18 protein-coding genes and 3 tRNA genes are annotated in these 21,893 nt (G+C 45.3%); 14 read left to right on the top strand and 7 right to left on the bottom strand.

The window, feature by feature from the left end:
- Nucleotides 1-357: 357 nt before the first annotated feature.
- From B0180_RS03175 to B0180_RS03165, 3 genes are all read left to right on the top strand, one after another.
- Nucleotides 358-630, top strand: a complete 273-nt coding sequence (locus tag B0180_RS03175) for a DUF4212 domain-containing protein (protein WP_049235688.1) — start codon at nt 358-360, stop codon at nt 628-630.
- Nucleotides 631-633: 3 nt separating this feature from the next.
- Nucleotides 634-2,406 carry a sodium:solute symporter family protein gene (locus B0180_RS03170; protein ID WP_078255625.1) on the top strand — a complete coding sequence of 591 codons (1,773 nt, stop codon included), beginning with the start codon at nt 634-636 and terminating at the stop codon, nt 2,404-2,406.
- A gap of 191 nt (nt 2,407-2,597) precedes the next feature.
- Entirely contained in the window at nt 2,598-3,056 is a 459-nt protein-coding gene (locus B0180_RS03165; protein WP_049235686.1) for a hypothetical protein, read from the top strand.
- Between the two features lie 83 nt (nt 3,057-3,139).
- Here B0180_RS03165 and B0180_RS03160 read toward each other — a convergent pair whose 3' ends face one another.
- Nucleotides 3,140-4,336, bottom strand: a complete 1,197-nt coding sequence (locus tag B0180_RS03160; protein ID WP_078255624.1) for an Mrp/NBP35 family ATP-binding protein — start codon at nt 4,334-4,336, stop codon at nt 3,140-3,142.
- A 203-nt stretch (nt 4,337-4,539) separates the two neighbouring features.
- Between B0180_RS03160 and queA the strand changes: the two genes are divergently transcribed.
- Both queA and tgt read left to right on the top strand, forming a co-directional pair.
- On the top strand, nt 4,540-5,622 hold the full coding sequence (queA, locus tag B0180_RS03155) for a tRNA preQ1(34) S-adenosylmethionine ribosyltransferase-isomerase QueA (protein WP_078255623.1): 1,083 nt from the start codon (nt 4,540-4,542) through the stop codon (nt 5,620-5,622).
- Nucleotides 5,623-5,732: 110 nt separating this feature from the next.
- Complete coding sequence (gene tgt / locus B0180_RS03150) at nt 5,733-6,890, top strand: tRNA guanosine(34) transglycosylase Tgt (RefSeq protein ID WP_064611994.1); 1,158 nt, start codon at nt 5,733-5,735, stop codon at nt 6,888-6,890.
- A gap of 29 nt (nt 6,891-6,919) precedes the next feature.
- Here the strand turns inward: tgt and B0180_RS03145 are convergent, their stop codons facing one another.
- The 5 genes from B0180_RS03145 to B0180_RS03125 all read right to left on the bottom strand — a co-directional run bounded on the left by B0180_RS03145 (nt 6,920) and on the right by B0180_RS03125 (nt 10,191).
- Nucleotides 6,920-7,810: an McrC family protein gene (locus B0180_RS03145; RefSeq protein WP_233424916.1), complete on the bottom strand. Its 891-nt coding sequence runs from the start codon at nt 7,808-7,810 to the stop codon at nt 6,920-6,922.
- Nucleotides 7,756-8,295 carry a hypothetical protein gene (locus tag B0180_RS03140; protein ID WP_078255621.1) on the bottom strand — a complete coding sequence of 180 codons (540 nt, stop codon included), beginning with the start codon at nt 8,293-8,295 and terminating at the stop codon, nt 7,756-7,758. The genes B0180_RS03145 and B0180_RS03140 overlap by 55 nt, the downstream gene beginning before the upstream one ends.
- Before the next feature lie 39 nt (nt 8,296-8,334).
- Nucleotides 8,335-9,084 (bottom strand): McrB family protein, encoded by a 750-nt coding sequence (locus B0180_RS03135; RefSeq protein ID WP_233424906.1) that lies wholly within the window; start codon nt 9,082-9,084, stop codon nt 8,335-8,337.
- A 92-nt stretch (nt 9,085-9,176) separates the two neighbouring features.
- Entirely contained in the window at nt 9,177-9,791 is a 615-nt protein-coding gene (locus B0180_RS03130; protein ID WP_078255619.1) for a hypothetical protein, read from the bottom strand.
- Between the two features lie 46 nt (nt 9,792-9,837).
- Nucleotides 9,838-10,191, bottom strand: a complete 354-nt coding sequence (locus B0180_RS03125) for an ArsC/Spx/MgsR family protein (protein WP_078255618.1) — start codon at nt 10,189-10,191, stop codon at nt 9,838-9,840.
- A gap of 119 nt (nt 10,192-10,310) precedes the next feature.
- Between B0180_RS03125 and leuS the strand changes: the two genes are divergently transcribed.
- From leuS to B0180_RS03080, 9 genes are all read left to right on the top strand, one after another.
- Nucleotides 10,311-12,947, top strand: coding sequence for a leucine--tRNA ligase (gene leuS / locus B0180_RS03120; protein WP_078255617.1), 2,637 nt, complete (start codon nt 10,311-10,313; stop codon nt 12,945-12,947).
- On the top strand, nt 12,947-13,453 hold the full coding sequence (locus tag B0180_RS03115) for an LPS-assembly lipoprotein LptE (RefSeq protein ID WP_049235679.1): 507 nt from the start codon (nt 12,947-12,949) through the stop codon (nt 13,451-13,453). Before leuS ends, B0180_RS03115 begins: the two co-directional genes overlap by 1 nt.
- Nucleotides 13,454-13,455: 2 nt before the next feature.
- Nucleotides 13,456-14,472 carry a DNA polymerase III subunit delta gene (gene holA / locus B0180_RS03110; protein WP_078255616.1) on the top strand — a complete coding sequence of 339 codons (1,017 nt, stop codon included), beginning with the start codon at nt 13,456-13,458 and terminating at the stop codon, nt 14,470-14,472.
- 157 nt (nt 14,473-14,629) lie between these two features.
- Entirely contained in the window at nt 14,630-15,955 is a 1,326-nt protein-coding gene (locus B0180_RS03105) for an efflux RND transporter periplasmic adaptor subunit (protein ID WP_078255615.1), read from the top strand.
- A gap of 9 nt (nt 15,956-15,964) precedes the next feature.
- Nucleotides 15,965-17,956: a MacB family efflux pump subunit gene (locus tag B0180_RS03100; RefSeq protein WP_078255614.1), complete on the top strand. Its 1,992-nt coding sequence runs from the start codon at nt 15,965-15,967 to the stop codon at nt 17,954-17,956.
- 177 nt (nt 17,957-18,133) lie between these two features.
- Nucleotides 18,134-18,505: an MliC family protein gene (locus B0180_RS03095; protein WP_078255613.1), complete on the top strand. Its 372-nt coding sequence runs from the start codon at nt 18,134-18,136 to the stop codon at nt 18,503-18,505.
- A 185-nt stretch (nt 18,506-18,690) separates the two neighbouring features.
- Nucleotides 18,691-18,766 (top strand) — tRNA-Lys (locus B0180_RS03090).
- Nucleotides 18,767-18,786: 20 nt separating this feature from the next.
- Nucleotides 18,787-18,862, top strand: a tRNA-Lys gene (locus B0180_RS03085).
- A 4-nt stretch (nt 18,863-18,866) separates the two neighbouring features.
- Nucleotides 18,867-18,942, top strand: a tRNA-Asn gene (locus tag B0180_RS03080).
- Nucleotides 18,943-19,078: 136 nt separating this feature from the next.
- On the opposite strand, the gene B0180_RS03075 is transcribed toward B0180_RS03080, so the two are convergent.
- Nucleotides 19,079-21,817 carry a TonB-dependent receptor gene (locus B0180_RS03075; protein WP_078255612.1) on the bottom strand — a complete coding sequence of 913 codons (2,739 nt, stop codon included), beginning with the start codon at nt 21,815-21,817 and terminating at the stop codon, nt 19,079-19,081.
- Between the last annotated feature and the right edge of the window lie 76 nt (nt 21,818-21,893).

Genomic DNA, 21,893 nt, shown 5'->3' with positions numbered 1-21,893 from the left:
GCAGAATTATAATCAATTATTTTTTTAATGTAAATAAGATTCATTATATTTTGATAATTATTTTTATTAATTGGCGAACTGCTTGTACTACTTAATAAATTTAAAGATTTTACAAGGATAAATTTGAGATAAACTTAGCCACACAGTAGAAACTTTTTGTAAAAAATTTATACACAGATATTGCAATTGATGAAAGTTGTGCTATGCTATGACCATCTGATTTGTCTAGCAAACTGTCAATTGGCTAGTTTTATCATCACCAAATCAGGTTACAAAAAGGAAAATTGTAAGCAGGGATTAGCTCACACGTCACATTGATGATACGCCATACCCTGCTCCTTTGATAAGGAGTGATCTATGTCACAACATGAACATCAACATCATGATACCAGCGGATATTGGGCAGCCAACGTCCGAATCATTACTATCTGTTTAATTATTTGGGCACTTGTTTCACATGGCTTTGCCATTTGGCTCAGACCAATGCTTGCAGGCATCCAATTCGGCGGTGCTGACTTGGGCTTTTGGTTTGGGCAACAAGGTTCAATTTTGTTCTTTATTGTTCTGATTTTCTTTTATTCATGGCAAATGAACAAGCTAGAAGAACGCTTTGGGGTCAAGGAGGACTAACCCATGAGTCAGTTTTGGATTAACATCATCTTTGTTGGTTTGTCGTTCGCGCTGTACTTCGGTATTGCGATTTGGGCGCGTGCAGGCTCCACCAAAGAATTTTATGTAGCAGGTGGTGGCGTACACCCAGTTGTCAATGGAATGGCGACTGCTGCTGACTGGATGAGTGCGGCGTCATTCATCTCAATGGCAGGTATGCTTGCCATGGGCGGCTATGCTGCTTCTGCCTACTTGATGGGCTGGACTGGCGGTTTTGTTCTGTTAGCCTTGCTGCTTGCGCCGTATTTGCGTAAGTTTGGTAAATTCACCGTGCCTGACTTTATTGGGGATCGTTTCTATAGTAAAGCTGCTCGCTTGGTCGCGGTTGTCTGCTTGATCATGGCGTGTACCACTTATGTTATTGGTCAGATGACTGGTGCAGGCGTTGCTTTTTCTCGCTTCTTAGAAGTTGATAGTAACACAGGTCTGATCATCGCGGCGATTGTGGTTCTTTTCTATGCGGTTCTTGGGGGCATGAAAGGTATTACCTACACCCAGGTTGCTCAGTACTGCGTATTGATGATTGCTTATATCATTCCTGCCATCTTTATTTCTTTAAACCTGACTGGTAACCCGTTACCTCAGCTAGGTATGTTCGGTAATGATGTCAATACAGGCATGCCAATTCTACAGAAGCTTGATATGCTAGTCACCGACCTTGGCTTCGCTCAGTACACTGCTGATGTACCAAATAAGCTCAACATGTTCTTGTTGACCATGTCATTGATGATTGGTACTGCTGGCTTGCCACACGTTATCATCCGCTTTTTTACTGTACCTAAGGTATCAGACGCGCGTATTTCGGCAGGTTGGACATTGATCTTTATTGCCTTGCTATACACCACAGCACCTGCAGTGGGTTCTATGGCACGCCTAAACATCATTAATACGGTTTATCCACAAGGACTTGATCAGCCAGCATTGTCATACGAAGCACGTCCAGAGTGGATGAAGAACTGGGAAACTACTGGTCTTTTGAAATATGAAGACAAAAACGGCGATGGTTTGATCCAGTACTACAATGACAAAAACGAAGAATACGCAGCAGCTGCCACGACTGAAAAAGGTTGGCAAGGTAATGAGCTGACTGTGAACAATGACATCTTGGTACTTGCTAACCCTGAAATTGCAAATCTACCAAGCTGGGTCATCGGTTTGATCGCAGCAGGTGGTTTGGCAGCTGCACTATCTACTGCCGCAGGTCTGTTGTTGGCGATCTCATCAGCCATCTCACATGACCTTATCAAGAAAACCATTAAACCTGACATTACCGATAAAGGCGAGCTCATGGCAGCGCGTATCTCGATGACGATTGCGATTGTGGTTGCGACTTATTTGGGTATGAATCCGCCAGGATTTGCTGCACAGGTTGTTGCTGTAGCCTTCGGTATCGCCGCATCAAGCTTATTCCCAGCATTGATGATGGGTATCTTCTCAAAACGCGTCAATTCAACAGGTGCAACCGCAGGTATGATTGCAGGCTTGAGCGCAACATGTATCTATGTGTTCTTGTACATGGGCTGGTTCTTCATTCCAGGCACAAACACCTTTGAGAACGTAGAAGCTAACTGGATCTTGGGCATCTCTCCACTATCATTTGGTGCGATTGGCGCTGTGATTAACTTTATTGTTGCAATCGCTGTATCGTCAATGGGTAATCCACCACCTAAAGAAGTTCAAGACTTGGTTGAAAGTGTTCGTTATCCAAAAGGTGCAGGCGGCGCGATTGATCACTAATCCACCCCTCCACAAAAAAAATCGCTCAGAGTCCTGGGCGATTTTTTAATTGAGTTAGAAGTACTGGCTATCGTTGTCATATTATGATAATTTTTATGGCATTTTGATTCGTAGTTGTCTATAATACTTATTCATAATATTTTACTACATAAAATTACATATTTTATACAGGCATAAAGGATATACCAACCATGATGTTTTGGGAAATTTTGGCGACCATCTTTAGCGGCTTTTTATTAGCAGGTCTTGTCATGCCGATACGCTTGTTTTATAAGCGCACGCCAAAATGGATCGTACCTGCGGCTGCAGGATTGGGGATGATCGGCTTTCAGGTATATACCGAATATACTTGGGCAAATGATACCATCGCCAAACTGCCCGACCAAAGCGTTGTCGTCGCCAAAGTAGAAAAAACCACCTGGTTTCGTCCATGGTCGTATGTCAAACCACAAGTTTTTCAGTTCGTGGTACTAGATAAGGGCAATACTCAGACAGATGCCAATAATCCAGCCATCAAACACAGCACACTGTATTTTTTTGAACGCCGTGCAGCAGCGCATCCGCTTGGTATTTCTGTTGATTGTACCAATCCCACTTTGGCGTTTGATGACACCACCAATCAAAACATCATTAACGCCCTTTGCCCATAATTTCACCAATCAAAAAGATGCTTATCACAAGCATCTTTTTGATTGGTTAATAACCGCCAAGCTCATACTTTGGATTATTTGGATTAAAAAAATCGCTCACTGGACTTTTTGGTAAATTGTCCTGCGCGCTCGTCAAGCAGCTTGGCGATATGCTCATAGTGCCGAGAAAAATCAGCACCAGTCAGCTCATCTGTGTTACCATTATCCATCGCCGCGCGGATAGCGGCGTCCAGTGGCAATTGTCCAAGCAAAGGCACGCCATAGGCTTTTGCCATTTCATCACCGCCGCCAACGCCAAAAATCGCCTCGGTATGACCACAATTTGAACAAGTGTGCAGCGCCATATTTTCTATAATGCCCAAAACGGCAATGTCTGTTTTACGAAACATCTCCACGCCCTTTTTGGCATCCAGCAGTGCAATATGCTGCGGCGTCGTGACGACAACCGCGCCCGTCAAAGGAATGCGCTGTGCCAGTGTCAGCTGAATATCGCCCGTACCCGGCGGCATATCAATGAGCAAATAATCCAGCTGCGGCCAGTTGGTTTGATTGTATAGCTGCATCAGTGCGCCAGTGGCCTTAATGCCCCGCCATGCAATCGGTGTATTTTCAGCTTCGATCAAATTACCAATCGAAAGTACGGCTAAGCCATGGGCATCGATAGGTATAAATTGATCATTTTCAACTTCAGGTTTTGCCGAGGCTACGCCCAGCATGGTCGGAATCGACGGTCCATAAATATCAGCATCTAAGATACCGACGCGCTTACCCATCTTTTGAAGTGCTAATGCCAAATTCACTGTCGTGGTTGATTTACCGACGCCGCCCTTACCCGAAGCCACTGCGATGATATGCTTGATGCGCGGATGGGCACTCAGCTGCGACTGCTTAGTTGCCGCCTTCGTAGGTGCAGGCTCATCATGGTGAGCGGGGATGGTATCGGCGTTTTTGGTGGGGTGATGGGTTTTTACCAGATTAGGCTGCGCGGTGTGGTCATGGGTATTAGCCAAGCTGCCATCCTTTGAGGTGACAGTCACATTGATATTCACCTCCTCGATGCCCAGCGGGTATAGCCGCTTTTGAAGTGTGTGATACTGCTGCTCAAGCTCAGCGGTATCATCAGATTCTGCAATGCGCATTTGTAGATCCAACACCTTGCCATCGGTCAGATTCATTTTTTCAATATATTTTGTAAAAGGGTGTCCGTAGAGCGTCATGTCATCAATGACCGCTTGCACGGCGCTGGAGGTTGGTTTTTTCTTTTTAAATAATTCAAACATATGTCACCGCCATACTGGCTTTATTAATTAAATCACTTTTTGATAACTATTATTATCTGATCACTGGGGCATTTTAGCACAGTTATAGTGTGGCATAAAGTCAAGCAGCCATCACGCAGACAGTCCTTATGCTTAATCAGCCGCTAGAGAATATGCTCAAAGTTTGTTAAAATGCGCATTGACTAATTATTACCCCCTAAGCCATGACACAGCAAACAAAGCCCCTTTTACTCAGCGACTATGATTATCACCTGCCAGAATCTTTGATCGCGCGCTATCCTTTAGAAAATCGTACCAGCTCCCGCCTGTTACATGTCAGTGATCGCACCTGCCAAGATCTGCATTTTGGCGATCTGATTAAGTTATTAAACCCTGGTGATTTGTTGGTGCTCAATGACACCAAGGTCATCAAAGCTCGCCTGCATGGTCAAAAGCAAACAGGCGGTGCAGTTGAGGTGCTGGTTGAGCGTATTTTGCCCGATGAGGCTGGCGCGCCTGCCAATCAAGCCTTGTGCCATGTGCGCTCAAGCCGTTCACCAAAAGCAGGTCAGGTGCTGAGCCTTGCCGACGATCAAATGCGTGCCACCGTGATGGGTCGCCAAGACAATTTATTTATTTTAAGCTTTGAGTCGCCCATTTTGGCTGATCTGGATAAATACGGTCAAATGCCCATTCCGCCTTATTTTGAGCGAAAAGCTGACGAAAAAGATGACGAGCGATATCAGACTGTATTCCATGATCCTGACAAATCTGCCAGTGTCGCAGCGCCCACAGCGAGCTTGCATTTTGATGAGGCGCTGCTCACACAGCTTAGACAAAAAGGCGTTCAAATTGCTTTTGTGACTTTGCATGTCGGTTCTGGCACTTTTGCTCCGGTTAAGGTGGATAACTTAACCGACCACATCATGCATGCTGAGTACGCCCATCTGCCTACCCCTACCGCAGCGCTGATTAATGCCACAAAAGTAGCGGGCGGTCGCATCGTCGCCGTGGGGACGACGGTGACACGGACGCTTGAGACAGCGCATCTACATCGAATAGACGGTGAATTGGTCGAGTTTTCAGGCGATACCCAAATTTTTATTTATCCCCCGTATGAGTTTGGCGTGGTGGACTGTTTGATTACCAATTTTCACCTGCCCAAATCGACGCTACTCATGCTGGTCTCAGCATTTGCCGGCACCCAAGCCATCAAAGATGCTTATAATCATGCCATCGAACATCAGTATCGATTCTTCAGCTATGGTGATGCGATGTTTCTTGAACGACAAACATCATCAAGATAGGTAAATATACTGACCACTAAGCCCAACAAATTCATAACAAGTCCATGTTATCAAAGTAAGTTTTATGATAAAATAATCGGTTTTGATCAATAAAGACAGATTTGAGACTTATGAAATTTACCCTACATAATACCGACGGCGGTAACAACCACGCACGCCGCGGCACAGTCAGCTTGGCACATGGCGAGGTACAAACGCCCGCTTTTATGCCTGTAGGCACTTATGGCACGGTCAAAGGTATGCTGCCACGCGACATTGAGGGCATCGGCGCAGACATTATTCTTGGAAATACTTTCCATCTGTGGCTGCGCCCTGGCATGGAAGTGGTTCGTGAATTTGGTGGCTTGCATGACTTTATGGGGTGGAATAAGCCCATCTTGACCGACTCAGGCGGCTTTCAGGTCTTTAGTTTGGGTGCGATGCGTAAAATCACCGAAGAAGGTGTGGCTTTTCGCTCACCCGTTGATGGCGCAAAAGTATTTTTGTCGCCTGAAACTTCCATGCAAATTCAAAACGATCTAAATTCTGACATCGTCATGCAGTTTGATGAGTGTACGCCCTATCCTGCCACGCATGAAGACGCCAAAAAATCGCTCGAGCTGTCACTGCGCTGGGGTCAGCGCTGCATCGATGAGCATCAGCGCCTAGGCAATAAAAACGCCCTATTTGGCATTATCCAAGGCAGTATGTATCAAGACTTGCGCATGCAGTCGCTAGATGGGCTGCTTAAGATGCCGTTTGATGGCTATGCCATTGGCGGTCTGTCGGTCGGCGAACCCAAAGAAGAAATGATCAAAGTGCTCAACTATCTGCCAAATGCCATGCCTCATGATAAGCCGCGCTATCTGATGGGCGTGGGCAAGCCTGCCGACATCGTCGAAGCGGTGCGTCGCGGTGTGGATATGTTTGACTGCGTGATGCCGACTCGAAACGCCAGAAATGGGCATTATTTTGTTACTGGTAATAGCGACAATAAAGGTGTGATTCGCATCAAAAACAGTCAGTATCGCACCGACACAGCACCGCTTGATGAGCATTGCGACTGCTACACTTGCCAAAATTTCAGCCGTGCTTATCTTTACCATCTGCACAAATGTAAAGAGATGCTTTCTGCGCAACTGGCAACGATTCATAATCTGCGCTACTATCAGCGCCTGATGGCTGACATTCGCCAAGCCATTGAAAATAATCGCTTTGATGAATTTGTGGCGCAGTTTTATGCCAATTGGGGCATGCAGGTGCCAGATTTTGATAAAAACGCTGATTAAGCCATCACTTTAACATTTACCAATCACATCTAAGCAGGCAAAACCTTAGGCGTGATTGGTAAAGCCAAGCCCAATTTAAAGACTTTATAATAGCCATGAATTGGCGTCTGATCACTCAAATCAAGCTGACTTTTTGATGAATCAATGACAGGATAAATGATCAAACACCGTATGTGCTGATCGTCTGACACTTTGGCTATTTGGCGCACTTTATTTAGCCGCGCATAGCCACACACTTGGCGAATGTCTTGGTGGATCAGGCTATGATGGTATTTTAATTTATATTTAGCATCAATAATCAGTGAATGCTCGCCATCAGCGATCAAAAAATCCAAGACATTGCCATACGTGCCAAACTGATAAATCAGCTTGGCAGATTGATGAGTTTTTAGCATCTTAGTGTACACATACAGCTCAAATAACTTGGGCATATCAATCCAAAACGGCGGCGTCTTTTGATGTGCCTCATCGACCGATGGCTGATACCCAAAACGCTTTAAAATACATTCACCCAATTCGATCGCTTGCTGATAATCTTTAAAAAAGGCATTTTGCCGACGATGTTTTGGGATCTTGACCTTGATTTGGTCGCTCACCTGCTCAAAAGCCGCTCGGCAAAAATTCAATAATTGCCGCATGTCTTGGCTGCCAGACGCACTGCCGATACCCTCAAGGTAGCGATCACAAACCCTTAAAACATACTTCAAAAACTGATTTTCAGGAATATTGATGTCAAAAGCAGGATATTCGCACAAATTTTTGATCATATGATTTTTGATCACATTGTTTTGGATGTGCTTGGCAACCAAAAGCCTGCCTTTCATTTTACCGCTCAGATTTTCTTGGGTTTGATGATAGGATTTTTTTAAGCCTTTTTGACGATATTTTTGAGCACGCCCAAAAACTGCGCGATCAAAAATGGCGTCAAAATGTCTGATTTTTGTTCAAGCTCTATCTGCGGACTGTGCCAATCAATGAACAATAGCGAATCGATATGCTTGACCGCTTCGGGTTCTTCACAGATCTTTGTCAGCATTTTTATGATATCCACTTCATAAAACATCGCCTGGCTTGATGAATCTTGAGTGGGCGGATCTGCATCACCCAATTGCTCCACCGCTTTTTCAAAGTGGTGGATGCGCCCAATATTGATCTTAGGCTCAACATAGACAAAGGCGCCATTTTCGACAAGCCAATCTGCACCGATATAATAACCCGCTTGCAGGTGATAAACGCCCTTGTCATCATCCTTAGTCAGGCTAAATGGGCTGACATTTGCAAAAATTCGCCTAGGCTTAGCCACGCTCAAAGATTCGTAAATCTCTGACGGCAGCGCATAGTCGGTAGATACGATTTTTGAGCCAATTGTTACTAGCTCATGTTCTCTTAGACGAATTTTTATCATATCCAAGTATTTTAAGTTGTAAACTCATTGGCAGCGCCATTAAGCGGTTAGCTCATCGATTTTTTGTTTGGCGGATGGCTTTAGCACACCATCTTTGAGATATTCATATAAAATGGGCCTGATCTCATAATCTAGGCGTGTCTGAATATCCATCTTATCGGTTATGAAGTAAGCATGTCCAAGCTGCACATCGCGTTTGTCAAAATCCCCTGAAGTCTCTTCATCAAAAATCTTTTGGACTGAGTCATAGCAAGCCTTGGCAAACTCATCACCAAGTTCGTCAGATAAATCGGTCGGCAAGACATCCACAAAAGCAAATCGCCGACGGATGGCATAATCAATATGACCCACGCTGCGATCAGCGGTATTCATCGTACCAATCACATACAGATTTGGCGGCAGCATGATGGTTCGGCTACCATCGACCTCATACATCGACTCGACCGCCTCACCGCGATACTCAAGCGCATAAATCAGCTCGCCAAGTACGGCAGACAAATTGGCGCGGTTAATTTCATCAATGATTAGGACATGATTTTGACTTGGGTTGGCTGCCGCCATCGCTGCCATCTTCGCCAAAATCTTATCTTGAGCTTGGTACTGGATGCCATTATCATGCGGCACAGCGACAATGCCACGCACAAAATCTTCATAAGTATAACTGGGATGAAATTGGATGATTTGGCAGTTTGGAGAATCTTTCAAACCATCCATATCTTTTAAAGCTAATAAGCTGACTGCCAAAGCTTTGGCAAGCCTTGTCTTACCTGTACCTGGCGGACCTTGCAAGATAATCTGATTTTTGGACTTGAGTATCTTTTCTAAGTTTTCAACTTCAAAACAGGTATCATTTTTAGCAGATGCGTTTTGCCACTCATCTTTTATTTGATAACAAAGCAATGAGATGACCAATTTTTATTGTAAGGATGCTTAACAGGTATATCAATAGCATTAAAATAATCTACAAGATACTCGTTAAATTTAGTTGGATCATACGGTTTTTGAAGCACTTTACAGATTTGCTTTCGATGATTTTCGCTCAATATTGTAAAATTGTTTATCGGATCCAATAAATACCTGATGGCATTATCCACCGATACAGATGATATACTTTGCTTATCAAGTTTGAATGAAATTAGATGTTCAACCCAAGAATGCATTCTAACATAGGCTTTGGCAAGTGTACGATTATCATCATATTGATTCAATTTATCCTTATCTCTTGCGTGATAATCACAATAAGAAATGATCTCAAAAATCAGATTTCCAACTTCCTTGTATTTGCTATTGGTCTCAAATTCATACCTTAACTTTTGATAATCTTTTTTATGATTGAATAAAAAAGATTCTTCATCTTTGGATAGTGGTAATTCTTGAAACTTAATCAGTGCATCTTGAGCTTTCTGAAAATAAAAATCTTTACTCTTAAGAATTTTTCCTAAATCATCATCTTTATCTAAAGAAATTTTTAACTGATTTAAAATATGTACCTGCATATCGCTTTCTCAACAACTCAAAATGTCAGTTAGGTTGCTTACTGTATTACCCAAACACCTGCTCATATTCTGCATCATCAAATCCAATCACTGGCTTGGCACCACCCAAAATGATTGGGCGCTTGATCATGCTTTGATTGGTTTTGACAATCTCATACATCGCTGACACATCGCCACTGCCGAGCACCGCTTTGGCGTCATCATCAAGTTTTCGGTAGGTTAGTCCTTGCTTATTGATGACTTTATCACCAAAGAGTGTCACAAATTCACCAAATTCATCCAAAGTCAGCAGCTGTTTTTTATAATCAAAAAACTCATACGCTTTGCCAAGTGCGTTTAATTGATCAAAAGCCTTTTTCATCGTATTACAATTTTTGATGCCATAAATGGTGATTGTCATGAGCCTATCTCCTTGATGAAGTTTTTTATTTAAAGTGATCAAAGTATAGCAAAGTATCAGCGAATTTGGGTATAATAGCTAAGTTTATTTCTTAACTTTCCACTTTTTTGGATAGCAACATGAGCCAAATTTCTTTAGAAGATTACAATTTTTCCGCCATCGAAAAACAATTACAAGCCCAATGGGAAAGCGACAAACGCTATCACACCAATAACGAGAAAACCGACAAGCCCACTCGCTACATGCTCTCGATGTTCCCCTACCCAAGCGGCAAGCTGCACATGGGGCATGTACGCAACTACGCCATCACCGATGTGCTTAGCAGATATTATCGCCAAAAAGGCTATGATGTGATGCAGCCGATGGGGTGGGATGCTTTTGGCTTGCCTGCCGAAAATGCCGCCATCGCCAATGCAGTTGCGCCTGCCAAATGGACCTTTGAAAATATCGCCAGTATGCGTAAGCAGCTCAAGGCATTGGGGCTGTCGATTGACTGGTCGCGTGAATTTGCCACTTGTACACCTGAATATTACCGCTGGGAGCAGTGGCTGTTTTTGCAGCTGTATAAAAAAGGCTTGGTCTATAAAAAACTTGCCACCGTAAACTGGGATCCTGTGGATAATACTGTTCTTGCCAATGAGCAAGTGGTCGATGGTCGTGGTTGGCGCTCGGGTGCCATCGTCGAAAAACGCGACATCCCGATGTACTACTTTAAGATCACCGATTATGCCGATGAGCTATTGGATGACCTAAAGACCTTGGAAGGTCATTGGCCAAAGCAAGTGCTTTCTATGCAGCAAAATTGGATTGGTCGAAGCCAAGGCATGGAGCTGGATTTTGCTTATTCAATTGATGGCTGTGATGATGTCTTGCGCGTCTTTACCACGCGCCCTGATACCATCATGGGCGTCAGTTACTTGGCAGTGGCAGCCGAACATCCGCTTGCTCAGCACGCCGCCAAACAAAACCCTGCCATTGCTGCATTCTGCGCAGAATGTAAGCAAGGCTCGGTCGCCGAAGCCGACATCGCCAAAGCCGAAAAAGTTGGTATCGACACAGGCTTGACCGCCAAACACCCCATCACAGGTGCCGATGTGCCAGTATGGGTAGCAAACTATGTCCTGATGAGCTATGGCTCTGGCGCTGTCATGGCGGTGCCTGCGCATGATGAGCGTGATTTTGAATTTGCCAATAAATACAATCTGCCCATCCCACAAGTCATTGATTTTAAAGATAAACCAAGCGACTACAGTACTAGCCAGTGGCAAGATTGGTACAGCGACAAGACAGGATTTTGTATCAATTCAGGCATTTTGGACGGCTTATCTTATGACGATGCAGTCACCAAAGTCCATGACATCATCACCGAAAAAGGCCTAGGTCAAGCCACCACCCAGTATCGTCTGCGCGACTGGGGCGTGAGTCGTCAGCGCTATTGGGGCTGCCCAATTCCAATGGTAAACTGCGAATACTGCGGCACGGTGCCTGTGGATGAAGCCGATTTGCCTGTAGTGCTACCAACCGATGTCATCCCTGATGGGCGCGGCAACCCCCTAAAAAATATGCCTGAATTTTTACACACCACTTGCCCAAAATGCGGTCAGCCAGCCGAACGTGAAACCGACACGTTTGATACCTTTGTAGAATCAAGCTGGTACGCTCAGCGTTTTGCGTCACCACATGATGATAGCCAAATGATTGAGCGCGCCGCTGCCGATAAGTGGCTGCCTGTCGATCAGTATGTGGGCGGTGTTGAACATGCGGTACTGCATTTGCTTTATGCAAGATTTTTCCACAAAGTGATGCGTGATGAAGGCTTGGTAAGTAAAGATGAGCCCTTTGCCAATCTGTTGGCTCAAGGCATGGTATTGGCGGGCACTTATTATCGCTCAAATAGCGACGGCAGCACCACTTACTATTTCCCGCACGAGATTGACTTTGTCATGAACGGCACCGAAATCGAAGGCGCCACCTTAAAAGCTGATGGTAAGCCTGTGGTGATCGGTAAAATCGAAAAAATGAGTAAGTCCAAAAACAACGGCGTCGATCCTCAGGATATCGTTGAGCAATACGGAGCGGACACAGTTCGTCTTTATACGATGTTCACCGCGCCTGCCGATCAGACGCTTGAATGGTCAGACAGCGCACTCAAAGGTCCGCATAATTTTGTCAAAAAAGTATGGCGCACCGTTGGCGAACATTTGTCAGCCATTGAAAATAGTCAATCAACTGATTTGACAATTAATAAAGATGCTCTGTCAAAAGATGCCAAAAACCTACGCCGCAAAACCCATGAGACCATCGCCAAGATCGATGTCAGCCTAGGCGAGCATATGGCGCTTAATACGCCTGTATCTAGCCTGATGGAGCTTTGTAATGAAATTGCCAGCTTTAAGCCGACCGATCATAATGACATCGCGGTGCGCCATGAAGCCATCGTTGCATTATTGACGATGTTGTCTTTGTATGCTCCACACGTTGGCGAGTATTTATTACAGGCGCTCAACATTGATGCGCACACCCAAGCTTTCCCAACTTTGGATGAATCAGCTTTGATCAACGACACCATCACCATGGTCGTGCAGGTTAATGGTAAAGTACGCGGTAAGATGGAAGTTGCCACTGGTACAGATCAAGCCGAGCTTATCCGAGAAGCCAAGAATATTGAAGGCGTGGCGAAATATCTGACTGGCGAAATCAAAAAAGAGATCGTCGTACCTAATAAACTCATCAGTTTTGTTGTGGCGGGTGCTTGATGCAAATAAAATCCATGATGCAAGCAGGCGTGATGGCATTGACTTTAATGTCACTGACTGCCTGCGGGTTTGGTCTACGCGGTGTCAGCGATACGGGCGTTCAGCTGGCGCCGACTTATGACCATGTCAATATCGTGACTGAAAGTAGCGCTGTTGGTTATGCGCTCAAACCCAAGCTTGAGACACAGTTGGCTCAGCTTGGTGTGGTGAGTGACGCCAGCGCCGCCCATCAGATTCAAGTCAATAATTTGCGATATCGTGAATATAAGCTGCTTGGCGTATTATCCGAAATTCGCTTAGTGCTGACTGCTGATGTCATCTATCAGATGAATGGTCAAACCATTCGCAAAGTGGTGCAAACTGAGCGCAGCTATCAATATAATGAAGCCAGTGTAGCGACCAGCGATCAGCAAGGCGAAATTGTCAAGGTATGGCTACAAAACAGCTTGGCGCATCGCATCGCTGAGCAGTACTATGCGCTTGGCAGTCAGACTCATACGCCCTAGCCATGCAAAAGCGCTTTTTGGCAGTTGCTGAATCCCTCAAAGATCCTGCCATGACGCTGAGCGGTTTATGGCTGTCACACTCTGACGAGCCGCTGATTCTTCAGTGGCTCATTGATGCGTGCCGTCCGATTTGGCAAGCCAATCATCAAGTGATCAAGCGCATTGACCTCACCTCCCCCAAAAGTTGGCAAGAAGCCACCCAAGAACTTGATTCACTGTCACTCTTTGGGGAATCTAGCGCCATTATCATCAGCGGTAAGCATAAGCCTGACGATGCCGTCTTAAGCCAATTAGCAGACTTTGCCAATGATGTCAAAGCCGGTGCCAGTTCACATCACCTGATTTGGCTTTTACCCAAACAAGATAAAAAATCTCAAAACACCAAAGCCTTTAAGCTGTTTGACCAACATGGACTGATCGTCCATGGCGCCATCCAAAACGAATCTGAGCGGCGCGCCCTTTTAACCGCCAAAGCCCAAGAGTTTGGGCTTTCGCTCACCGCTGACGCATGGCAGATGCTCATGAGCCATACTCAGCACGATTTATTGACCGCTTATCAGACGCTGTGGCGACTGTCTTATGTTCATACCCTGCCTAGCCAGTCACCGCCTGCGGTGATCGATATTCCTGATCTTAGTACACTTCTATCTGAAGGTGGTGTGTTCAGTGTTTTTGATTTATCTGATGCGCTAATCCAAAGGCAGCCCAATCAATGCCTAAAAATCATTGACTATCTTCACCAAACCGATACCGCACCCAGCATTATTTTATGGGCAATATCAAAAGACATTCATCTCATCGCCGCCCTAAGAAATGGTCAAGACCCCCAAAAGCTTGGCATTTGGCGTAACAAAGTCTTTAGTTATCAAACTCTTGCAAATTTAGTCTCTGATGGCATGATCTCTCACTGGCTCACCGAAGTTTATGACATTGATAAAACCATCAAAGGACTCAGCCAAGACAACGCATGGCGATTGATTCGCAGGCTGGTATTATCAATTTGTGGTGTCAGCGTGTGACTGTTTGGTGATCAAATCACACCCAAAATCCACCAACGCCTTAGCAGGCATACAAATAACAACATTATTTGATTTTTTATAAACAAAATCTTGTTATCATAGCTTTATGTTTGGATAAAATTCAAAGCGCTTTTGCAGGTTTTTGTTGGATTTACACATGTCATCGTTCATACCTTCTTCAAAAAGATCTTTTAAATTACGCTCGCCCATCAAATGGCTGGTGATCGCGGTGCTGACAGTGCTTTTGATTGTTTTTATTTATCAAAAACTCAATCCAGCACCCACTCCGCCCGAATACCTCACCACTGAAGTCCGCTTGGGTGATATTGAAAATACTGTGATGGCTTCTGGCAAAATCAAAGCCATCCAAACGGTTGAGGTTGGCGCTCAGGTGTCAGGAGAGATTGTGCGACTGCATGTGGATGTCGGCGATTTTGTCAAACAAGGCGACATCATCGCACAGATCAGCCAAGTTGAGCAAAAAAATGTCCTGTCTAATGCCGAAGCGACCCTTGGTCAAGCCACAGCAAGCCTAAACCAAGCTCATGGAGATTTACGCAGTCGCCAAGGTGAAGTCGTGAGCGCTCAAGCGACTGTTGATACTAAGCAAGCTGAATTAAATCGTGCCAAACAAAGTTTTGAGCGGCTGCAAAATCTCATTGACATAGACGCTGTAAGCCGTGAAGAATATGATGAAGCTCACGCCAAAGTCTTGGCAGCCCAAGGCGCGCTTGCCACCGCCCAAGCCAATTATCAAAACGCACTCACCGCAGTCACTAATGCAAAGCTTGCCATCCATAGTCAAGAAGCCGCCATCACCAAAGCACGAAATGATGTCGCAACCGCAGAAGAAGATCTAAGCTACACCACCATTCGCGCCCCAATGGATGGTACTGTGGTCTCGGTGAGCCAAAAACAAGGCACCACAGTCAATGCCAATCAGTCAGCCCCTACCATAGTGACGCTTGCTGACCTAAGCCGCGTGCGTATCAATGCCCAAATCTCTGAAGCTGATGTGGTCAATATCCATCCCCAAATGCCAGCACGATTTAATATCATCGGCAATCCCAATCAGCAGTACGATGCCATTTTGGCAGGTATTGAGCCCGCCCCAGAAACGATGAGTAGCTCAAGCAGCACTGATGGCGCGGTATATTATATTGGCTATTTGGATGTGGATAATGCCGAAGGCAAATTTCGCATTGACATGACCGCCCAAGTCAATATCATCATTGACCAAGCAAAAAATGTCCTCGTCATCCCCGCCGCCGCCATCGAAGAGAGCGACGGCAAAACCACCGTGCGTATCATTGATCAAGATGGCTTTGCTACACCAGTCGAAGTAGTCATCGGCATGAATAATCGCGTAAATGCTCAAGTGATATCAGGGCTCAGTGAAGGCGATGTCATCGTCATCGGCGAAGCGTCAGGCGAACCAAGCTCAGGCAGACCCAGAAACTCTGGCAGATCGATGATGCGATAAGGATAACCGATGACAATACCAGCATCACCGCCCAAGACACCGCTGATTGAAATCAGGGATTTGGTTCGTGATTTTTCGACAGGGGAAACCTCGATACGCATTTTGCATGGTATCACCTTGAGGCTTTATCAAGGTGAGATGGTGGCTATCATTGGACAATCTGGCTCAGGCAAGTCCACTTTGATGAATATTTTAGGCTGCCTAGATCAAGCCAGTGGGGGCGAATATTTTATTTATGGTCGCTCGGTAAACGATTTAGATTCCGAAGCGCTTGCCAAATTACGCCGCGAACACTTTGGCTTTATTTTTCAGCGCTATCATCTGCTTGGCGATATCAGCGCTCAAGATAATGTCACCGTGCCTGCTGTCTATGCTGGCATGGAGACCGCCAAGCGTCGGCAGCGAGCCTTAGAGCTGCTGACCGCTTTGGGCTTGGGCGATAAAGCGCATCATCGACCCAGCCAGCTGTCAGGCGGTCAGCAGCAGCGCGTGTCAATCGCTCGAGCGCTCATGAATGGCGGTGATATCATCTTAGCTGATGAGCCGACAGGCGCGCTAGATAGCGCCTCAGGGATCGATGTGATGACCATCTTGCACAGGCTTAAAGAAGCAGGTCATACCATCATCATGGTGACGCACGACCCAAGCTTAGCCCAGCAAGCCGACCGCGTCATCGAACTTAAAGATGGTCAAGTGATCGATGATCACTACACATCCAATGCCGACCGCCAACGAGCCTTGCAAAGCAGCGCCTCTGAGCATCCCCAAACTTCTGGTGCATTATTAGGCGTTTTTGATCGCCTAAAAGAAGCGTTCAAAATGTCCATATACGCATTAAAAGCCCATAAAATGCGCACCTTATTGACCATGCTTGGGATCATCATTGGCATCGCCTCTGTCGTCTCGATCGTTGGATTGGGTCAAGGATCACAGCAAAAAATCCTAGCTGATATCAATCAACTGGGTACAAATACCATCACGGTCAATGACGGCTATCCGTTTGGGGATCCAAGGCGGCGTTTTGGGTATGATAATCTCACCACTGCCGATGCAGATGCCGTCGCCGCACAGCCCTACGCCAAAAGTGTCAGCCCTCAGGTTGACAGCTCTGTCATCGCCCGATATAAAGACATCGAAACCAATGCAAGCGTCAATGGCGTCGGTCAAAATTATCTTGAAGTCACAGGTGAAAAACTGATGCTTGGACAAGGTTTTGGTGATCATCATGTCCAAAATCTCACCCAAGACATCATTTTGGATCACAACGCCTATCAAGCGTTTTTTAATGGCGAAGGCAATCCCATCGGTGAAGTCATCTTAGTGGGTAATGTGCCCGGTCAAGTCATTGGTGTTTTATCCAAAAAGAACACGAGCTTTGGTCGCCAAACCAATACCCCTCAGCTGTACATGCCCCATACCACCGTCATGCATCGGATATTGGGCACAAGTTACATTGATCGGTTTGTGGTACTCATCGATGAAGATACGCCCTCAGCTGTCGCAGAAACTGCCATCAGCGACCTCATCGAAGCACGGCATGGTACAGATGATTTTAGCATCATGAATACCGACTCAATCCGCCAAACGGTCGAGTCCACGACCAGCACGATGACCTTACTCATCTCATCGATTGCCATCATCTCCTTGGTCGTCGGCGGCATCGGCGTGATGAATATCATGCTCGTATCAGTCACAGAGCGCACAAGCGAAATTGGCGTAAGAATGGCAGTCGGTGCGCGCCAAAGTGATATTTTACAGCAGTTTTTGATCGAAGCTGTCTTGGTGTGTATTCTTGGCGGCTTACTTGGCGTGGGCTTAGCCTATGCCATTGGTAGCGTGATCAATCGCTTTGGCGGCGAGAATTTTCAGGTCATCTATTCGCCTTTATCAATCGCTGCCGCCTTAGCCTGCTCAATGATGATTGGGGTGATTTTTGGGTTTTTACCTGCGCGAAATGCAGCACGCCTAAATCCTGTCGATGCTCTAAATCGCCATACTTAATACCTAAAAATAGTCGTTTGCTTAATATCTTTAACTTAATATCTTTAAATAGTCGTTTTGGCTCACCCCAGATTCATCACCTAAGACGCCATAGCGATACTAAAAATGCTATGCTAAAATACTCAAATCAGGCATTGTGATGAATGCTTATATGATCGTTTTTCCAAGGAGGTTATTATGAAAAACTCACTGATTGCCAGTATTTGTGCAACGGCTGTACTAGCTGGCTGCCAAGCTACCGACACCAAAACATCCGCGCCCACCACACCCAACACCAAACCTACTGAAACCCAGCGATTTGAGTGCGAAAATGGCATCAGTGTCGCAGTCAGCCCAGCAGGCACAAGCAGAAGACAGCTGACCATCATCAGTCACCAAAATGCGACCGCCATCCTCAATCACACGCCATCTGCCTCAGGCGAGCGCTATGTGAACACCGAAGGTTTCTTTGGTCACGGCGGCGAATGGCACCAAAAAGCAAGCACTGCTTACTTTACATTCACCGACGCTACGGGCGCATCCATCGGTGTCTCGTGTGAAGCACTTTAATTGGCTAACCATCCTCCCAAGCTTTTGCTTGGGATTTTTTTTAGCACTCAAGGCAAAAATTGAGATTTTAGTCAAATTTTCATTTTTTTGACATTTTTTGAAAATAAACACTTGCAATCAAAAAATTTTTGCGTATAATATGCACCACGTTAGCGATATGGAATACCGTATCCGACTAGATCAATGGGTCGTTAGCTCAGTTGGTAGAGCAGTTGACTTTTAATCAATTGGTCGCAGGTTCGAATCCTGCACGACCCACCATTGATTCTAGTACTCGCTAAGGGTCGTTAGCTCAGTTGGTAGAGCAGTTGACTTTTAATCAATTGGTCGCAGGTTCGAATCCTGCACGACCCACCATCATTCCCCAATAGCTCAGTCGGTAGAGCATCGGACTGTTAATCCGTGTGTCCCTGGTTCGAGCCCAGGTTGGGGAGCCATATTTTAAAAGCCCTTATTGTTTTGATATCAAATCAATAAGGGCTTTTTGTTGCTTGTTAGATTTATCCATGCATTTGAATAAGAATCACCCCAAGATGATCTTAGGGTGATTTTTATTGATCAAACTCAATCAAATCAGAACTTCGTCGTCAGTCCCAAGGTCACATTACGCCCCATTTGCGGCACAAATGGTAAAAATGAGTTATGAACATAGATTTGCTCATCAAGCAAGTTATTGGCGCGCAAAGACAGCGTATAATCCACATTTTTATACACATTATTGTAATCCACGCCAAGATTGAGCAGATTATAACCTGCGGTTTTATTTTCTACCACATAACGCGGCTGCATGGTCAAAGGATTATTTTCGCTGCCATATTCGCTCACCACACAGTCGCTGTCGATGCGCTCACAGCCTTCTGGGCGTCTGAATTCAGGCTTGATGGCGATGGTTGAAGTGGTCACTTTATTTTGTGAAAACACATGGCTAAACTCAGCATTGGCTGACCAGTTATCACCAAAATAACCTTGCCAGCGCAATCCTAAGCGGCTCGGTGGTACGCGCGGTGCATTGGTCGCATGGCGAGCCAAGCGGTCGTAATCTTCTTCTCCAGCGATGGTTGTGCCATTTTTATAGACATTGATGGTTGTACTACATTCATTATATTCATTAATCTGCCCCCATTCTTCAGGCGTTTTTGAGCTGCAGGTCAAATCACTGGTATTGTCATAGTCACCATATTCATCCACTGTCATCTCTTTGATGTCATCGTCAAAATACACCCATTTTCTGCCAGCGTGCATGAGTCTGCCCTTAACATCTGGCAAAGCGCCGATTTTGCCACGCACCATATCGCCAAAGAGCGTGATACTGTGATTCATATTCGGCTGATAAGTCATCTCACCTTCTAAGCCATAAAACTTAGCAGTGGTTTGATTGTAGCGGCGCATATAAAGATTGCCTTCTTTGGCGATATTTTCATTAAAAATATAATTATCAAAATCGCTATAATAAGCACTGCCTTTGTAGCTCAGTTTATCGCCTGTATGCGTCAGCCCAATCTCAAAGTTGTCTGATTTTTCTTTGGTGAGATTTTTATTGCCATGCTCAAATGAGCTGGTCGCCAAATGCCCGCCTTGATAATACAGCTCCATCGGCGATGGGATACGCTCATTATGCGAATAAGTAAACGACAAGCGATACTCAGGCGTAATGCCCCACAGCGCCGTCCCTGCGTAGGATACAGCACTTTGCTTATAAGTGCTCAAATCAGGATGATCAGGTGCTTTGACCTGCGCCTTACTCAAAAAATACTCCAAAGCATGATCAAGCAAATGCTGCTCATAATCAATCGGTGTTTTTTGTTTTTCGTAGCGCGCCGCCACCTCAAAGGTTAAATTATCCAATTTAAACTGCTCAAGCCCAAATACGCTGAAACTTTTATTGGTATTAGGCACCAATAAATATGGGCGATATTGGTTGATATTTTGGCTTTGGGCTTTTTGCCACTCTTCTTCTGACTCAAAATAGCTTGGCAGATACGCTTCACCTGCGCTGGATTTTTGATCTTGGTACTGCACACCAATCATACCCGATAAGCGCTCGGTCGGGGTGTGATAAAATTCCAAGCGGCTATTAAACCCTTTTTTGGTAAAAATGGAGCTGGCATAGCCTCGATCTACCGTCGTCTGTCGTTCAGATGGCTTAAAATTATCTAAGGTTTGCTCGTTACCTGCGTCTTTTTCATCATGATAATAGTCAGCATAAGTCAGACTCAATTTAACCTTATCCAAGCCTGTGATCGGCTGGCGCAGCTCGCCGCGAATATCGTAGCGATCCGTCTCCATATCGATCCAAGGCGAATGGTGCTCATGGTTCACAGGGACGCCTGTTGGATTGTGCTCACCTACATGATCTTCATGATCATGGCTACAATGTGTATGTGGATTGTCATAAATATCCTCATCTTCCATCAAATGTGGATAAATGGGCAGATAATAATTGGATTTTGAAAGATCATGCCACTTAATAAAGTGCTCACGCTTACTGTCACAGTGGATATGACCTGGAATGCCGTAGCGATCTTTACGGCGGCTATAAGATGCGCCAATAAAGCCTCTGTCGCCAATATAAGACACACCCACCATACCAACGGTAGATTTATTTTCACTGCCTGGTAAATAATCTAGCATCTTATCGGCTTGAAAATGTGGCACTTTATACTCATCAGCATTACGGCTCAAGCCCTCAACTCTCACCGCGACATTCTCACCCACACCAAAGGTAACGCCAGCGGTAGCGACTTTTTCGTTACTGTTTGTGTTGTATCGTAAAATCGCCTCGCCTTCCATATTTTCATGGATAGTCCCTTCAGGCATACGCTCAGGAATGCGACCATCAACCACATTGATCACCCCAGCAGGCGATGCAGTGCTATAAAGTAGCGTATTGGCGCCACGCACTAGCTCCACTCGCTCAGCCAAAAGCGTATCGGCTGCCACCACATGATCAGGCGACATAGAGGACACATCGATGACATCTGTGCCATTTTGTAAAATCTTCAGCCGAACGCCCTCTTGTCCGCGTACCACAGGCGCTGATGAACCGCCACCAAAAGGATTGCTGTGTACGCCCAGCTCATTTGCCAAGGCATTGCCAAGCGTGGCAGAACGGTGTTTTAGCTTATCTCTTGTCACAGTGACATCACTGGCTTTTTTGGTATTATTAAATGCAAATCCTGAATTTTGGCTGGCTTGAGAAGTCACTAAAACTTCATCCAAAACAACCGTTGGTTCATCTGTCAACTCAGTTTGAGCCATCGCTGGTAATGAAAAAGCCGCCAATATCGCGCATACAAGTGGTTTTTTTGTCATGATGCCCTCATAATATGATATAATATAACAAAACATTAAGGGGCGTTATTATATAACATATACGAAAAATTACAAC

This window comes from Moraxella canis, from assembly GCF_002014965.1.
Lineage (GTDB): Bacteria > Pseudomonadota > Gammaproteobacteria > Pseudomonadales > Moraxellaceae > Moraxella > Moraxella canis.
This window is presented reverse-complemented; position numbering and strand designations above follow the sequence as displayed.

Coding starts and splice junctions, on each gene's coding strand:
- B0180_RS03175 (WP_049235688.1), top strand. CDS start 358: ATGTCACAACATGAACATCAACATCATGATACCAGCGGATATTGGGCA.
- B0180_RS03170 (WP_078255625.1), top strand. CDS start 634: ATGAGTCAGTTTTGGATTAACATCATCTTTGTTGGTTTGTCGTTCGCG.
- B0180_RS03165 (WP_049235686.1), top strand. CDS start 2,598: ATGATGTTTTGGGAAATTTTGGCGACCATCTTTAGCGGCTTTTTATTA.
- B0180_RS03160 (WP_078255624.1), bottom strand. CDS start 4,336: ATGTTTGAATTATTTAAAAAGAAAAAACCAACCTCCAGCGCCGTGCAA.
- queA (WP_078255623.1), top strand. CDS start 4,540: ATGACACAGCAAACAAAGCCCCTTTTACTCAGCGACTATGATTATCAC.
- tgt (WP_064611994.1), top strand. CDS start 5,733: ATGAAATTTACCCTACATAATACCGACGGCGGTAACAACCACGCACGC.
- B0180_RS03140 (WP_078255621.1), bottom strand. CDS start 8,295: ATGATAAAAATTCGTCTAAGAGAACATGAGCTAGTAACAATTGGCTCA.
- B0180_RS03130 (WP_078255619.1), bottom strand. CDS start 9,791: ATGCAGGTACATATTTTAAATCAGTTAAAAATTTCTTTAGATAAAGAT.
- B0180_RS03125 (WP_078255618.1), bottom strand. CDS start 10,191: ATGACAATCACCATTTATGGCATCAAAAATTGTAATACGATGAAAAAG.
- leuS (WP_078255617.1), top strand. CDS start 10,311: ATGAGCCAAATTTCTTTAGAAGATTACAATTTTTCCGCCATCGAAAAA.
- B0180_RS03115 (WP_049235679.1), top strand. CDS start 12,947: ATGCAAATAAAATCCATGATGCAAGCAGGCGTGATGGCATTGACTTTA.
- holA (WP_078255616.1), top strand. CDS start 13,456: ATGCAAAAGCGCTTTTTGGCAGTTGCTGAATCCCTCAAAGATCCTGCC.
- B0180_RS03105 (WP_078255615.1), top strand. CDS start 14,630: ATGTCATCGTTCATACCTTCTTCAAAAAGATCTTTTAAATTACGCTCG.
- B0180_RS03100 (WP_078255614.1), top strand. CDS start 15,965: ATGACAATACCAGCATCACCGCCCAAGACACCGCTGATTGAAATCAGG.
- B0180_RS03095 (WP_078255613.1), top strand. CDS start 18,134: ATGAAAAACTCACTGATTGCCAGTATTTGTGCAACGGCTGTACTAGCT.
- B0180_RS03075 (WP_078255612.1), bottom strand. CDS start 21,817: ATGACAAAAAAACCACTTGTATGCGCGATATTGGCGGCTTTTTCATTA.